Source organism: Microvirga pakistanensis (assembly GCF_004458765.1).
Lineage (GTDB): Bacteria > Pseudomonadota > Alphaproteobacteria > Rhizobiales > Beijerinckiaceae > Microvirga > Microvirga pakistanensis.
Genome location: NZ_SPJX01000185.1, coordinates 1 through 13,270, shown reverse-complemented (window position 1 = coordinate 13,270; position 13,270 = coordinate 1). Strand labels below are relative to the sequence as shown.

Annotated in this window: 13 protein-coding genes and 1 tRNA gene; 4 read left to right on the top strand and 10 right to left on the bottom strand. The window is 63.9% G+C overall.

Translation table 11 applies throughout. From position 1 onward, the window contains the following. Positions 1-6 precede the first annotated feature (6 nt). Positions 7-468, bottom strand: a complete 462-nt coding sequence (locus E4K09_RS10065; RefSeq protein ID WP_134496621.1) for a DUF2726 domain-containing protein — start codon at positions 466-468, stop codon at positions 7-9. 144 nt (positions 469-612) lie between these two features. On the opposite strand from E4K09_RS10065, the gene E4K09_RS10060 reads away from it, so the two are divergent. Continuing rightward, a complete protein-coding gene (locus E4K09_RS10060) occupies positions 613-1,317 on the top strand; it encodes a L,D-transpeptidase (RefSeq protein ID WP_134496620.1) in 705 nt (234 codons plus the stop codon). A gap of 143 nt (positions 1,318-1,460) precedes the next feature. Then, positions 1,461-2,681, top strand: coding sequence for a peptidoglycan L,D-endopeptidase MepK (locus tag E4K09_RS10055; RefSeq protein WP_244610435.1), 1,221 nt, complete (start codon positions 1,461-1,463; stop codon positions 2,679-2,681). A 6-nt stretch (positions 2,682-2,687) separates the two neighbouring features. Here the strand turns inward: E4K09_RS10055 and E4K09_RS10050 are convergent, their stop codons facing one another. Then, a complete protein-coding gene (locus E4K09_RS10050; protein WP_134496619.1) occupies positions 2,688-3,116 on the bottom strand; it encodes an RNA polymerase sigma factor region1.1 domain-containing protein in 429 nt (142 codons plus the stop codon). Between the two features lie 121 nt (positions 3,117-3,237). Next, positions 3,238-3,495, bottom strand: a complete 258-nt coding sequence (locus E4K09_RS10045; protein WP_134496618.1) for a hypothetical protein — start codon at positions 3,493-3,495, stop codon at positions 3,238-3,240. Between the two features lie 123 nt (positions 3,496-3,618). On the opposite strand from E4K09_RS10045, the gene E4K09_RS10040 reads away from it, so the two are divergent. Further along, complete coding sequence (locus E4K09_RS10040; protein WP_134496617.1) at positions 3,619-5,589, top strand: PhoX family protein; 1,971 nt, start codon at positions 3,619-3,621, stop codon at positions 5,587-5,589. A 134-nt stretch (positions 5,590-5,723) separates the two neighbouring features. Here E4K09_RS10040 and E4K09_RS10035 read toward each other — a convergent pair. From E4K09_RS10035 to E4K09_RS10005, 7 genes are all read right to left on the bottom strand, one after another. Then, positions 5,724-5,800, bottom strand: a tRNA-Asp gene (locus tag E4K09_RS10035). A gap of 144 nt (positions 5,801-5,944) precedes the next feature. Then, the gene (locus tag E4K09_RS10030; RefSeq protein ID WP_244610434.1) at positions 5,945-6,169 is read right to left on the bottom strand and encodes a hypothetical protein; all 225 of its coding nucleotides are present in this window, start codon (positions 6,167-6,169) and stop codon (positions 5,945-5,947) included. Between the two features lie 31 nt (positions 6,170-6,200). After that, positions 6,201-6,704, bottom strand: a complete 504-nt coding sequence (locus E4K09_RS10025) for a peptide deformylase (protein WP_134496616.1) — start codon at positions 6,702-6,704, stop codon at positions 6,201-6,203. A 25-nt stretch (positions 6,705-6,729) separates the two neighbouring features. After that, entirely contained in the window at positions 6,730-7,125 is a 396-nt protein-coding gene (locus tag E4K09_RS10020; protein WP_134496615.1) for a VOC family protein, read from the bottom strand. A gap of 254 nt (positions 7,126-7,379) precedes the next feature. Further along, positions 7,380-8,417 carry a hypothetical protein gene (locus tag E4K09_RS10015; RefSeq protein ID WP_134496614.1) on the bottom strand — a complete coding sequence of 346 codons (1,038 nt, stop codon included), beginning with the start codon at positions 8,415-8,417 and terminating at the stop codon, positions 7,380-7,382. Continuing rightward, on the bottom strand, positions 8,417-11,308 hold the full coding sequence (locus E4K09_RS10010) for a penicillin-binding protein 1A (protein WP_134496613.1): 2,892 nt from the start codon (positions 11,306-11,308) through the stop codon (positions 8,417-8,419). Before E4K09_RS10010 ends, E4K09_RS10015 begins: the two co-directional genes overlap by 1 nt. A gap of 292 nt (positions 11,309-11,600) precedes the next feature. Continuing rightward, on the bottom strand, positions 11,601-12,350 hold the full coding sequence (locus E4K09_RS10005) for an SDR family oxidoreductase (protein WP_134496612.1): 750 nt from the start codon (positions 12,348-12,350) through the stop codon (positions 11,601-11,603). 69 nt (positions 12,351-12,419) lie between these two features. On the opposite strand from E4K09_RS10005, the gene E4K09_RS10000 reads away from it, so the two are divergent. After that, complete coding sequence (locus tag E4K09_RS10000; RefSeq protein WP_134496611.1) at positions 12,420-12,833, top strand: DUF1236 domain-containing protein; 414 nt, start codon at positions 12,420-12,422, stop codon at positions 12,831-12,833. Positions 12,834-13,270 lie beyond the last annotated feature (437 nt).

Sequence of the window (13,270 nt, the reverse complement as noted above, 5' to 3'; positions counted from 1 at the left end):
GACCTCTCATCGGGCGCCGAAAACAGCGTCATGAATCTGGTCGGGACCAGGGCGCTTGTTGGATTGGAACCGCACCACCCGATAGCCGCAGGACTTGAGGATCTGATCGCGTTTGGCATCGCGCTTCGCATTGTGGGAGCGGTCGTCCAGCTCGATCAGGGCAATCACCTCCATGTCGCGGGCGATCACCCAGTCGACCCGCGTGTTCGAGATCTGCTTGAAGGCGACCCAGAACGTGCGGCTGCCCTCCCGCGCGTCGGGCCGCAGGAGAGCCAGGAGCGGCACCTGAGGCCAGATCTCGCAATCGGGGAGCGCCTGGAGCAGGCGCTGATGGAACTCGCGCTCGTTCGCCGTCATGACGGACGTGCGGCGATAGCGCACCCGGCGGACCCAAATCAGAGCCGCGATGAAGGCCACGACGAGCAGCGTGATGCCGCCGAGCCACGCCCAGGACATGTTTTGGATCATCGGTTCTCCCTGCTGGTCCCGCGTTCTTCCGCCCGTATGTCAGGAATCTCGGCTATGTCCACAGGACAGGCCAGAGTTCATGAAACCGAGCGCCCTGGTCCCGCGTCTTCTTATTGCCACGTTAGAGCCCTGGGGAGAGTGACGATGGATCTCAACCGACGCGCCTTTGTTCTCGGTCTCCCGGCCGCCGCCGTTTGCTCCAGCCTTCCGGCCGGCCCGAGCCACGCCCAGCAGGCCATACCGCGCTCGGCCTACCAGGCGATGTACGCGCCCATCGACGACGATCTCTACCCGATCCCTGGCGTCGATCTCTCGCGGATCGATCCTAACTATTTGCGCCGGGTCGTTTCCTACGGGACAAGCGAAGCGCCCGGCACCATCGTGGTCGATCCGCGAAGCCGCTATCTCTACCTGGTGCTCCGGGACGGCATGGCCGTCCGCTATGGGGTCGGCGTGGGTCGCTCCGGCTTCGGCTGGTCCGGAACGGCCGTGATCAAGGACAAGCAGGAATGGCCCGACTGGTATCCGCCCAAGGAGATGTTCGGGCGCCAGCCCGAGCTGATGGAGCAGATGGGCGAGCTGCCGGGCGGTCCCGGCATGCCTGGGGGCCCGGGCAATCCGCTCGGCGCCAGGGCCATGTATCTCTGGCAGGGCAACAAGGATACCCTCTACCGCATCCATGGCACCTTCGAGCCTTGGACCATCGGCACCAATGTTTCGTCCGGATGCATCCGCATGATCAATCAGGACGTGATCGATCTCTACAATCACACGCCTCTGGGCGCGAAGGTGGTCGTTCTCGGTTCCCCAGGAGGCAGGCGCGGCCAGCATTCGGCACGGGCCTCCTAGCCCATTGAGCATCGGATTGGGCCCCAAAGGTGCAAATCCACTTTTGGGCCCGGTGCTCGAGGCGGGAGAGAACGAAGTATTAAGCCTATTTTTGCCATGGTTGACCGCCAAACCTTGCGTAAGGGTAGCGGGACAAAACCAAAATGCGGGACATCATCGCCCGACCGGAACGGTCGTTCGGCAGGAATCATGCGGCGCGTGTGCTCGCAGACGATGGCGAGCATGACAGGAAGAAAAACCTGAAGATTGCTTATTGTCTTGCCGCTGCGGCCGGGCTGCTTGCCTTTTATCCCTGGAATCCGACCGTCCGGGCCGATGGCGAGACACGGACCTTGAGCTTCGTCCATACCCACCGCCAGGATACCATTACGGTCACCTTCCGCCGGAACGGGCAATACGACGATCAGGCTCTCGGCCAGCTCAACTGGTTCCTGCGCGACTGGCGCAACGACAAGCCCGCGCGCATGGACCCGCGCCTCTTCGACGTCCTGTGGGAGGTCTATCGCGAGTCCGGATCGCGACAGCCGATCCACATCATCTCGTCCTACCGCTCTCCGGAGACCAACTCCGCCCTGCGTCGCCGGTCGAGCGGTGTGGCCGAGAACAGCCAGCATACGCTCGGCAAGGCCATGGACATCCGCCTGCCGGACGTTCCCACCGCCCGGCTCCGCGAAATCGCCATGCGCCTGCAATATGGCGGCGTCGGATACTACGGTTCGTCCGACTTCGTGCATGTGGACACGGGCAACGTGCGTGCCTGGCCGCGCATGTCGCAGCAACAGCTCGCGCGCCTCTTCCCCGATGGGAACACGGCGCATCTTCCCGCAAACGGCAAGCCGTTGCCGGGATATGAACAGGCCAGAACTCAGATCGCCGCCCGCAACGCCGCCCTTGCCCAACAGGCCTCCGCCGGCGGTGGATCGATCGGCTCCCTTCTGGCGAACGTCTTTGGACGGAAACCGCAGCCGCAACAGCAGCCGCAGACGCCGGCTCAGCAGCCGATCGTGGTGGCATCGGCGGCGCCCGAAATTGCCGCGCCGCATGCTCCGCTTCCGCCGCAACGGCCCCAGGACCTGGTGCGCCAGGTGGCGGCGGCGGAACCACCGGTCCCGCCGGTCCGGGTTTCGCACGCCACCCAGATGGCCGGAAAGGCGACAGCCACCTTCGAGCCGATCCTCGGATACAACGTGAAAGCCGCCGTCCGCTCGCTGTTCGAGCCGAAGACCGCGTTGCTCGACACCGGTTTCACGTCGGGGGCGCTGGACGATCTGAGCACCGGACGTTTCACGGGCCCGGCGATCAAGCCTCTTCCGCGGCTTGAGCAGCAGAAAGCTCCCAGCAATCTGTGGGCGAAAGCTGGCTGATCGGCCTCAGCCGGCCGTCGCGAAGATGACGAGCGAGACGACCGCGAAGGCGAACACCCCGGCTCCGACGATCATCCAATGGGCAGGGGCGGTGATCCCGGACGCTTCCTGACGGGATTCCGAAGGTGCAGGCTTCGCCGGCTGCAGCGGCTTCTCCTTCACGGGCTTGGGTCTGGCGCGCGGTCCCGGAAAGGGAATGATCTCGGCGCTCTGCCTGGGCAACGCCGCAGGCTTCGAAGGGGAGGACAGGAGGCTCTCCTCGAGGTCCACCGGCACCCCGGTTTCTTCGAGATGAACCACGACCAGCGCGATGTCCTCCGCGCTCATGTTGTCGATAGGCAGACTGGCTCGAAGATCCTCCGTGGTGAGATGTCCCCGCTCGCGGCCGAGAGAGATCAAACGGTCCAGGGTATTGCTATCGAGTGCCGGCTGCATGAGGACATCACCTCAAGGTTTGACGAAGGCTTGTCAGCCTAACGCTGCAATCTGGCGAGGCGTTGCACGGGCGGGGCATGTCCGGCGACTTTTTTGAGGTGGGGCTTCCGACGTTTCCGGTTCAGTTCTTCGTCGCGCTGGAGGCTTCCTGCAAAGCCTCCTTCTGCTGCCGGACCTGCTCGGACAGTTGTTCGGCGATGGCGGCAAGACGAGCGGCGGCGACCTCCTTGCCGAGCACCTCGACCTGGCCGGCGAGTCCCACCGTGAGCAGGGACTCGAATATGATGTCGGCCGGCAGGCCCTTCTTGATCAGCTCGATGGCGAGCTTCTGCCATTGATCGGCCAGCTGGAGACGGAGGGTGGAGCTATCGTCGGTCATGGGTCGATCCATACACGATCCGGCGCGTCCTGTCCCCGGCAATCGTCCGGCGGCCCCACCCTGTCACGCAGCTTACATAGAACCGTCCTAAGGCCCATACGTCACACAAGACGGAGAAGCCATATGGACGAGCACAAGGTTCGCCTTCGCGCAAGCGAGCTTGAGGATTCGGGCGACGTCGGGGTCAACCCGACCGGGAATCTTACGATGGGAGAGATCATCGCGACGCGCTTCAACCGGCGTGATCTCCTGCGCGGCTCCCTCGCCGTCGCGGCCATTTCCGCGACCCTCGGTTCGCGGGCGCTCGCGGCCAATGAGCAGCCCGCCAAGCAGGCCTCGACGATGGCCGCCTTCGATTTCGAGGAGATCGAGGCCGGCGTCGACCAGACGCACCACGTCGCCGAGGGTTATGATGCCCAGGTGCTGCTGCGATGGGGCGACCCGATCTTTGCGGATGCCCCCGAGTTCGATCCCATGAACCAGACTGCCGAGAAGCAGGCGCGTCAGTTCGGATACAACACCGACTTCATCGGCTTCATCCCGCTCGACGGCTCGGCCGATCACGGCCTGCTCGTGGCGAACCACGAGTACACCAACGAGGAACTCATGTTCCCCGGCGTCGGCGTCCAGGATGCCAAGGACGCGAATTTCGGCAAGATGACCAAGGAGCTCGTGGATATCGAGATCGCCGCCCATGGGGGCGCCGTCGTCGAAATCCGCCGTGTCGGCGGCCGGTGGCAGGTGGTCAAGGACTCGAAGTACAACCGCCGCATCACGGCCGCGACGCCGATGGACATCACCGGCCCCGCCGCCGGTCACGACCGCATGAAGACCTCTGCCGATGCCACGGGCCGCAAGGTGAACGGCATGATCAACAATTGCGCCGGCGGCGTGACCCCCTGGGGCACCTGGCTGAGCTGCGAAGAGAACTTCAACGGCTACTTCTGGGGCAAGCTTGCCGACGACCACGCCGAAGCCAAGAACTACAAGCGCTACGGCATCGGCACGCCCGCCTATGCCTGGGGCAAGTACTATGATCGTTTCGACCTGGTGAAGGAGCCGAACGAGGCGAACCGCTTCGGCTGGGTGGTCGAGATCGATCCGTTCGATCCGTCCTTCGTGCCGAAGAAGCGCACGGCGCTCGGACGCACCAAGCATGAGGGCGCGGCCGGCATCACGAACAGCGACGGCCGCTACGTGGTCTATCTCGGCGACGACGAGCGCTTCGACTACGTGTACAAGTTCGTGACCGCCGGAAAGGTCGATCCGCAGAACCGGGCCGCCAATCTCGGCCTCCTCGACGAGGGCACCCTCTACGTCGCCAAGTACAATCCGGACGGCACCGGCGTATGGCTGCCGGTCGTGCACGGCCAGGGCCCCCTCACCGAAGCCAATGGCTTCAAGAGCCAGGCCGACGTGCTGATCGAGACCCGCCGGGCGGCTGATCTGCTCGGCGCGACCAAGATGGATCGCCCCGAGGACATCGAGGCCAATCCGCAAACGAACCGTGTCTACGTCATGCTGACGAACAACACGCGTCGTAAGGAAGATCAGGTCGACCCGGCGAACCCGCGCGCCAACAACGCCTTCGGCCATATCGTCGAGATGATGCCGGAGGGCGGCAACCACGCGGCGACCACCTTCACCTGGGAAGTCCTGGTCAAGTGCGGCGATCCCTCCGTTGCCTCGGTCGGTGCGACCTTCTCGTCCGAGACGACCAAGAACGGTTGGTTCGGCATGCCCGACAACTGCGCCATCGACAGCCAGGGCCGCCTCTGGGTCTCCACCGACGGCAACAACGCGAAGGCGACCGGCCGGGCCGACGGTCTCTGGGCTCTCGAGACCGAAGGAGAGAAGCGCGGCACCTCGAAGCACTTCTTCCGCGTGCCCGTCGGCGGCGAGCTGTGCGGCCCCTTCTTCACGCCGAACGACGAGTCGCTCTTCCTGGCCGTGCAGCATCCCGGCGAGGCGGAGGAAGGCGCAACCTCCACATTCGAGAATCCGATCACCCGCTGGCCGGACTTCAAGGACAACATGCCCACGCGTCCCTCGGTGCTCGTCATCACCAAACGGGGCGGAGGCAAGATCGCCTGATCTGCCAGCTCGTTTCTCTGAGACGCGAAAAGGGAGTTCCTGCGAACTCCCTTTTCATTTGGGAAGACGACGCCGCCCAGCCTTCGGATTGCGCCGCTGGGCTGGACCGCTGATGAACTGTTCGGGAGGGGAAATGGCGCGGGCGACGGGGCTCGAACCCGCGACCTCCGGCGTGACAGGCCGGCACTCTAACCGACTGAGCTACGCCCGCGCATTTCTCATTCCATCGCGGCTGGCCCGAGGCCTCAAATCTCTGCGATGGAGGCGCGCTCGTACCGGTGATCGGGCGGGCTGTCAATGCCGTTTTCGTCATCCACAGCCCTGGCGCCCTTTCTCGAACGATAATTCTCCGCCATCAATCCCGGGTGCTGATGGAGAACACCTCGTATCCCGCCCCGTTCAGCACGCGCACGGCCTCCACGTCCCCATCGCGGGATTGCGGACGGCAGGCGAGCGAGAATACCTTGAGGGCGCGCTCCTTTGCCTTGTCGAGGGAATCGGTGCGGACCATGATCCGGCGGATCACCCCGCCTCCGGCTTCCGCGGAGGCGATGGTTTCGATGCGATAGACTTCAACCACGACGGAGCAACTCCACTTGAGACGGGCTCCGCTACGCGCCAAGGCGATGGAGCTTGTCGAATTTCTTGATCAGGCGATCCCGCTTCAGCTTGGACAGGCGGTCGATCCAGAAGATCCCGTCGAGCTGATCGATCTCGTGTTGGTGGCAGACGGCCATCAGGCCCTCCGCCTCCTCCTCGTGTTCCACCCCGCTGAGATCGCTGTAGCGCACCCGAACACGGGCGTGCCGCTCGAGCTCCTCGGTGACGCCCGGCATCGAAACGCTTCCCTCCACGTGGCGAAGCATTTCGGGTGAGGCCCAGATGATTTGCGGGTTCACATAGACGTGCGGCGCGGGATCGCTGTCGAGCTGGATCACCACGAGGCGCTCGAGCACTCCGATATGGGGAGCCGTGATGCCGATGCCAGGAGCAGCCCGCATGGTTTCCGCCAGATCCTGCGCGAGGGCGTGAAGCGCGTCGCCGAAGATCGCAACCGGCTCCGCCTTCCGGCGCAGGCGCGGATCGGGAAAGCGAACGATGGGACGGATCGCCACAGGGCTGCTCCTTCACTGGAACCGTTTACTTGTAGCGACCGCCGCGCTGCAGCACTTCGATCTTGTAGCCGTCGGGATCCTGAATGAAGAAGAACTTCGCCAGCAGCCTCCCCTCGTGCATGAACTCCTTGATCGGCTGAGGCTGAAGGCCCAGCTCCGTCAGGCGGGCGTGTTCCGCCTCCAGATCGTCCACGGAGACGGCAAGGTGGCCATAGCCGTCTCCGAGAGCGTAGGGCTCGCTGCGCCCGTGGTTGACGGTCAGCTCGACCTCGAACTCGCTCTCCGGATTGCTCAGGTAGACCAGGGTGAAGCCGTCGAAGCCGAACCGCTCCGCGACGGCGAGCCCGAAAGCCTTGCCGTAGAAATCGAGCGAACGCTGCTCGTTCAGAACCCGGATCATGGAATGGATGGCCTTCGCCATGGTGAATCCTCGCTGCAATCAGGGCCTTCAAATGGCCGCCTGCGTTCCGCCTGCAAGGGCGGTTCGGTTCACAGCACATAGTCGAGAAAACGTGAACCTGCCAAGCTTGCTGAAGAGCTCGGGAGGGCGGAACCTTGTTTCGCCCCAAATTCTTGACTTGGCACGGAGGCATCACACCCGCAACCCCTTACCGCCTCCGCCAACTTCGAGCCCCGTTCAGCCCGCCTTCGAACGGGGCTTTTTCGTGCCAGGCCTCACCCGTCCAGCATCTCCGCGATCGCCCGAACGCGGTTCCGGACATAGCTGGGCAGACCGGCGCTGATGGAGTTGCCGGTGTTGAACGAACTCTTCCCCATGAGCACCTGCACGGGAATCAGGTTGCGGAGCACGGGAACGCTTGCGAACTCCTGTTTCTGCTGCAGCACGTCCGTTTCGATGCCCAGCGCCATGAATACCGTCGCGACCGTCTTCGCCCGATCCGTCGGGTGCGGCTGAAGGACCGCCAGCAGCTTGCCGAATTGCAGCACCTGGTTCACGTCGAACAGGGTCTGTTCGAGCACGCCGGTCACCGGCGCATCGAAATTGGTGAGCTTTGCAAGGCCTGCCTGATCGATCTCCGGCTGCGGCAGCACCCGGATCTCGCTCTGAAACTCCATGAACTCGGAGATTTTCTTGCCGCCCTCCTCCAGCTTGTTGGCGAGGCGAATGCCCACCGGCAGCCGTCCTTCGAGCGGGTAGCGGGATTCGATGCACAGGCTTTGCGCGGCCTCGCACCAACGCCGGCCGGGATTGCGGTTGTGGGCGCTTCGCGGATCCCGGTTCGGGCCCGCCTGATCGGCGGTGATGCGGCGGTGCTTGATCGAAGGATCGATCGCCTCCAGCACATCCAGATTGACGAAGCGGCCAAGGTCTACGGCATCGGCGGGCTTCCCGATCAGAAAGCGTGTTTCCACCACATACATGTGGAGCTTTTCGGTGTAGGGCTTCTCGATCCCATGGACGGAGACCTTGATCCGCGGCTCCGCATAGGTCGGGAAGAGACTTAAGAAGCGCTTCTGCTGCGGCCGCTCCCGCGCCCAATCCTCGAACCGCATGAGTCCGGTCTCGCCATCGGCGATCTTATCCGCATGGTCGCTGACGAGGATCGTCCTCACCTTCACGCGGTCGGGCGACACGGCCGTGACCGACGGCACGTCCTCCACGCGAAACGCCTCGGCCAAGGCGGGAGCGACGGACAGAAAAAAGGCCGCCAGAGCGATCAGGCACCGGCGCCGAGGGGGAACAGTTTTCATCAATAAACCCGCTGATAGCCCCAGGGAAAATCCGGATCGACCCGACGCGGCCTCTGGCGAGGCTCGTCCTCCCACCACCAGCGCGCGCCCGGATCCGAACGGCGCTGCGCGGGAGCGTTCTGGCGGAGGGAATCCAGCCAACCCCTGCCCTCCATGTAAGGCGCGTCCTCATAGGGGCTGTACGCGCCCACCTCATCGCCATCGCTCCATGGATCGGGATTGCGCAGCGCATACACCTCGTCCTGGGGCACGAGGCGGTATTGCGTCTCGCTCAGCCGTCCGAACCAGTTGAGCCGGAAATGTTCCGTGAATGCGCCGCGCTCTCCGTTCGTCAGCCGGTCGCCGGTGTTGAGATCGATCGGCAAAGCGATGAGTTGCTTGGCCGCCTGCGGCGACGGCGGGCTCAACGGAGATTGCGGCATGTGGTGCCGCCAGGCCGCCTCGACGATGTCCTTGAAGATCGGCGCGGCCACCTTCGCGCCGGTCTGCCCGCGCCCAAGGGTCCGACGCTTGCCGTCCGCATTGTCGTGCCCCACCCAGACCACCACGGTCACATCGTTGGTGAAGCCTGCGAACCACGCGTCGTTCTCGTCGTTCGAGGTGCCGGTCTTGCCCGCGGCATACGGCGCGAGAGCCTTCAAGCCGCGAGCCGTGCCTCGCTCCAGCACGCCCTGGAGCATGGTCTTCAGCTGGTAGAAGGCGGCGGCATCGGCAGAGCCCAGTCTCACGAGAGATTGCGCCCTGCGGTTGTAGACCGTGCGCCCGCGCTCCTCGATGCTCTCGAACGCATGAGGCGACGGCATTGCACCCTCATTGGCGATGGCGGCATAGAAGGCCGCGAGATCGAGGATTCGCAGCGGCTGCGCGCCGAGCACGAAAGGATAATGAGGCGTGCATTCCAGATAGAGCTGCGCCTCCAGGGCAAGCTCGCAGACGTTCCGCAGACTTCTGGCGGGGTCGGTCTCGATGCCGCCGTCAAGAAGGCGGGCGGTCACCAGATTTTTCGAGTTCTCGAGAGCGCGCCGCAAGGTGACGATGCCGCCGCCGCCGCCATCGTAGTTCTTGGGTGTCCAGTAATCCCGAGCCCGCGCGGCTGCATCGCCGTTCACAGGGGGGAGCGTCACGGGCGCATCCCACACCAGCGTATTGGGTTGAAGCCCCTTGGCGAGAGCGGCGAGATAGACGAGCGGTTTGAACGCCGAACCAGGCTGGCGATGCGCCTGCGTCACGCGATTGAGCTGGCTCAGCGGATAGGAGAATCCCCCCGCCATGGCGAGAATGCGCCCGGTCCTGTTCTCGAGAACGACCGCCCCGCCCTGCACCGTCGGCGGCACCCTCAGGTCCGCACGAACGGCTCCCTTGCCCTTTTGCTCGACGATGCGGACGCGCACCACGTCATGGAGCTTCAGATTTCGGCGCGCCGCGTCCCAGGCGTTGAGCGGCAGGATCCGCCCATCCGCAAGCCCCACCCTCAGGACGGGAGTCCCCTTTTTTCTGTCGCGTCCATTCTCGATCACCACGGCGGGCGTCCAATGGACGTCGTAAAGCGGCAGGCGCGCGTTCTCCAGGGCCCTGCGCCAGGATGGCGTCGCCGCGCCGTCCTTCTTGTCCTCGAGCAGCTTGACCGCATCCGCCAGGTTCATCTCCGGCGCCTGGAAGCGCTGGCGGCCGACGCTCAATTCGTAGCGCGCGAGCCCTTCCTGAAGGGCTGCCTCCGTGGCTTGCTGCAGGTCCGCGTTGATCGTCGAGCGCACCGTATAGGAACCCGCGGTGAGATTCTCGAGACCCGCGAGGGTGCGTGCGTCCCGGCTGAGATGATCCACGAAATAGAAACCACTCTCCCGGCGGGGGCGCTGGAAAGGGATCCGAGGCGGCAACGCGGCGATGGCCTGATTGGCCTGTTCGGCGTTGAGGAAACCGTCCTCCTGCATGCGGCTGACCACATAGGCCATGCGCTCGCGTGCGCGATCGGGCTGCGTGTCGGGGTTGTAGTAATTGGGCCCCTTCGCCAAGCCTGCGAGAAGCGCCGCTTCGGAGACGGAGAGCGATTTCGCATTCTTGCCGAAATAGCTCTGGGCCGCCATTTCGATGCCCCAGGACGAACGCCCGAGATAGATGGAGTTGAGATAGATCTCCAGGATCTCCGCCTTGCTGAGAAGCCGCTCGACCCGCGAGGCGACGATCATTTCGCGCATCTTGCGTTCATAGGTCACGTCGTCTCCGACGAGCAGGTTCTTGGCCACCTGCTGGGTGATGGTGGAGCCCCCGGCCGGTCGCCCGGGATTGGCGAGGTTGCTCACGAACGCCCGGATCACGCCTCTCTCGTCGACGCCCTTGTGCTGATAGAAGCGCTTGTCTTCGGCCGAAACGAAAGCCTGCTGCACCGATTTCGGGATCTCCGACAACGACACCGAGATGCGCCGGTGATCGGGTTCGTAGACTTCCGCGAAGCGCCTGCCGCTGCCGTCCAGGACGACGCTGACGCCAGGCAGCTTGAGATCCTTTAGTTTTCCGGCGTCCGGAAGATCGGCCACCGCAGCGTTGTAATAGGTGATGACCTCGCCGAGGTCGACGGGCGAAGGCTCAACCGTCTCGCTCTTGCAGAAAATCCGATAACTGGCGTGCAGGTCGTTGAAACTCAGGCCCTGAAGGATCTTGAGGTCGCCGGTCACCGCCTGCGGATCGTCCATGGCGGTCGCCATCAGATCGTCGAGATTGATGTCCTCGATGTCGAAGGCGCGCCGCATATGCGTGCAGCCCTGCTTGAGGATTTCGCTCACCTCGTTCCGATCCTCCACCGGGTTGAACGACGTCCTCACCGTGTCCGGATCCACCAGAACCTGGCTCAGGGTGAGAGCCGTTGCAAAGATCTTGATGAGGATTGCGCTCATTCCGCCGCCATTCTGGAACGACAGGGTTCATTAAGGGTGTGAACTCGCAGGAAAACGATCCGGCACCCACCAGCCCGTTCCACATTGCCGGAAGCGAGCTGAATGAAAGCTGGATAGTACGGCTGTTTTAGGACGGGCATCGGATTCATATGGAGCGGCAAAGCCAGGCTTCCCAGCCTGGCCCCGTCGATTTTGCGCCCTGGAGCACTTTTCGGCGAAGCGGGTCGTGTTCTCCGCCTAAAAATGCGGCACACCGAAGAGGAGAGGTGGTTCCACGCCCGTGGAAACAGCTCTAGCCACGTCCGACGAACGGCATCTTGGTGGCCATCACGGTCATGTTGAGCACATTCGCGTCCAGAGGCAGGCTCGCCATATAGACGACGGCCTGCGCCACATGGACGGGATCGATGGTCGGCTCCGCCATCGTCGTGCCGTTCGCCTGCAGGACCCCTGCCGACATTCTCGCGGTCATGTCCGTGGCCGCATTGCCGATGTCGATCTGTCCGCAGGCAATGTCATAGGCTCGGCCGTCGAGCGAAGTGGATTTCGTCAGTCCCAGCACCGCGTGCTTGGTGGCCGTATAGGGTGCCGAGAAGGGCCGCGGAGCATAAGCCGACACCGAGCCGTTATTGATGATCCGCCCACCCCGCGGATCCTGCGCCTTCATGATCCGGAACGCCTCCTGCGTGCAGAGGAAGGCGCCTGTCAGGTTGGTGTCCACGACGGTCTGCCATTGCTCCAAGGTCAGGTCCTCGAGAGGAACCGGAGGGGCGCCGATGCCCGCGTTGTTGACCAGGAGATCGAGCCTCCCGAACCTGTCTTTCACCTTCGAGAACAAAGCCTTGACCGACTCGGCGTCCGTCACGTCGGCTGTTGCCAGAAGTGGCGTCCCGCCGATCTCCTGCGCGGCCTTCTCGAGCACCTCCTGGCGCCTGCCGGCCATGACAACATTGTATCCCTCCTTCAGGAGTGCGGCGGAAATCGCCTTTCCGACGCCCGTTCCGGCGCCGGTGACGATAGCGATCCTGGATTGACTGCTCATGTTTTCCTTCCTGTGGAACCGGCCAAGCTTTTTCGCGTTCGCATTTTGCCAATCGGAAAGGAGTCCGTCATGCGCAATCGTATCCTACGCTCGGCCGCAACTCTGGCTGTTATCGCCCTTCCCCTTGCTCTCGCGGCGTGCCAGAGCGGAACTGCCACCGGCGCCGCAGGCGGGGCCGTGACGGGCGCCATCGTGGGCGGGCCGATAGGCGCCGCCGTAGGCGGAGTCGCCGGAGCGGCTGTCGGCACGGCCCTGACCGCGGAGGAATCGACCCGCGTCCGCGGCTATGTCGTTGCTCAGCGCCGTCCCTCCATCCGCGTCGCCGATGAAGTGGTGGTCGGCCAACCGCTTCCGTCGCGCGTCCGTCTCTACCCCGTCCCCCAGACGGTCGGCCTTTCCAATCCCTACAGCTACACGATCGTGAACGACCGGACAGTGCTCGTCGACCCTGAAACCCGTACGGTCGTTCAGGTCATCGAATAACCGCACCGCGCCGTTCCCGTTACAATATCACCGGACAAGGCGGCCTCGCACGGGCCGCCTTTTCACTTGAGAGCGCGCCCGGCTCGAATCCACCTTCAAACCACACGACCGCGACACCATATAAGGGTTGAAGGGAGGACGGGACAACGCCGCCCGGGAAGGGTCGCCCCGTTCATCCCCTCTTGCATAAACGCACGAATCGCTTATATCGGCGCGTCCCGGCGCGGGTCTGATCGGCGCGCGCTTCTTTTCCGGACAACGCAGCAACGTGTTCAGGCAGCAATGCAGGGACGGTCGCACGCGTGCCGGAGCCAGAGGTAAGATCATCTCTGGCGTGACCATGAGCCTTGTTCTGTGGAGGGATCTGCGGTCTGGGCTCCTCTGGAGCGAACATCCCCGTATTGGCCGAGGCGCTTTGGCGTTTTCGGCGGGTTCAG

Excerpts from the sequence above, each read along its gene's own strand:
- E4K09_RS10065 (WP_134496621.1), bottom strand. The coding sequence starts at position 468 with ATGATCCAAAACATGTCCTGGGCGTGGCTCGGCGGCATCACGCTGCTC.
- E4K09_RS10060 (WP_134496620.1), top strand. The coding sequence starts at position 613 with ATGGATCTCAACCGACGCGCCTTTGTTCTCGGTCTCCCGGCCGCCGCC.
- E4K09_RS10055 (WP_244610435.1), top strand. The coding sequence starts at position 1,461 with ATGCGGGACATCATCGCCCGACCGGAACGGTCGTTCGGCAGGAATCAT.
- E4K09_RS10050 (WP_134496619.1), bottom strand. The coding sequence starts at position 3,116 with ATGCAGCCGGCACTCGATAGCAATACCCTGGACCGTTTGATCTCTCTC.
- E4K09_RS10045 (WP_134496618.1), bottom strand. The coding sequence starts at position 3,495 with ATGACCGACGATAGCTCCACCCTCCGTCTCCAGCTGGCCGATCAATGG.
- E4K09_RS10040 (WP_134496617.1), top strand. The coding sequence starts at position 3,619 with ATGGACGAGCACAAGGTTCGCCTTCGCGCAAGCGAGCTTGAGGATTCG.
- E4K09_RS10020 (WP_134496615.1), bottom strand. The coding sequence starts at position 7,125 with ATGGCGAAGGCCATCCATTCCATGATCCGGGTTCTGAACGAGCAGCGT.
- E4K09_RS10015 (WP_134496614.1), bottom strand. The coding sequence starts at position 8,417 with ATGAAAACTGTTCCCCCTCGGCGCCGGTGCCTGATCGCTCTGGCGGCC.
- E4K09_RS10010 (WP_134496613.1), bottom strand. The coding sequence starts at position 11,308 with ATGAGCGCAATCCTCATCAAGATCTTTGCAACGGCTCTCACCCTGAGC.
- E4K09_RS10005 (WP_134496612.1), bottom strand. The coding sequence starts at position 12,350 with ATGAGCAGTCAATCCAGGATCGCTATCGTCACCGGCGCCGGAACGGGC.
- E4K09_RS10000 (WP_134496611.1), top strand. The coding sequence starts at position 12,420 with ATGCGCAATCGTATCCTACGCTCGGCCGCAACTCTGGCTGTTATCGCC.